Genomic DNA, 757 nt, shown 5'->3' on the forward strand with positions numbered 1-757 from the left:
GTACCGTGAGGGAAAGGCGAAAAGAACCCCGGCGAGGGGAGTGAAATAGAACCTGAAACCGTGTACGTACAAGCAGTGGGAGCACCTTCGTGGTGTGACTGCGTACCTTTTGTATAATGGGTCAGCGACTTATATTTTGTAGCAAGGTTAACCGTATAGGGGAGCCGTAGGGAAACCGAGTCTTAACTGGGCGACTAGTTGCAAGGTATAGACCCGAAACCCGGTGATCTAGCCATGGGCAGGTTGAAGGTTGGGTAACACTAACTGGAGGACCGAACCGACTAATGTTGAAAAATTAGCGGATGACTTGTGGCTGGGGGTGAAAGGCCAATCAAACCGGGAGATAGCTGGTTCTCCCCGAAAGCTATTTAGGTAGCGCCTCGTGAACTCATCTTCGGGGGTAGAGCACTGTTTCGGCTAGGGGGCCATCCCGGCTTACCAAACCGATGCAAACTCCGAATACCGAAGAATGTTATCACGGGAGACACACGGCGGGTGCTAACGTCCGTCGTGAAGAGGGAAACAACCCAGACCGCCAGCTAAGGTCCCAAAGTCATGGTTAAGTGGGAAACGATGTGGGAAGGCATAGACAGCCAGGATGTTGGCTTAGAAGCAGCCATCATTTAAAGAAAGCGTAATAGCTCACTGGTCGAGTCGGCCTGCGCGGAAGATGTAACGGGGCTAAACCATGCACCGAAGCTGCGGCAGCGACGCTTAGCGTTGTTGGGTAGGGGAGCGTTCTGTAAGCCGTTGAAGG

At 52.8% G+C, this 757-nt stretch carries 1 rRNA gene; it reads left to right on the forward strand.

What is annotated here, in order from left to right:
- A 23S ribosomal RNA gene (locus N825_RS35670) occupies nt 1-757 on the forward strand; the annotation flags it as partial.

The sequence above is a fragment of the Skermanella stibiiresistens SB22 genome, from assembly GCF_000576635.1.
Lineage (GTDB): Bacteria > Pseudomonadota > Alphaproteobacteria > Azospirillales > Azospirillaceae > Skermanella > Skermanella stibiiresistens.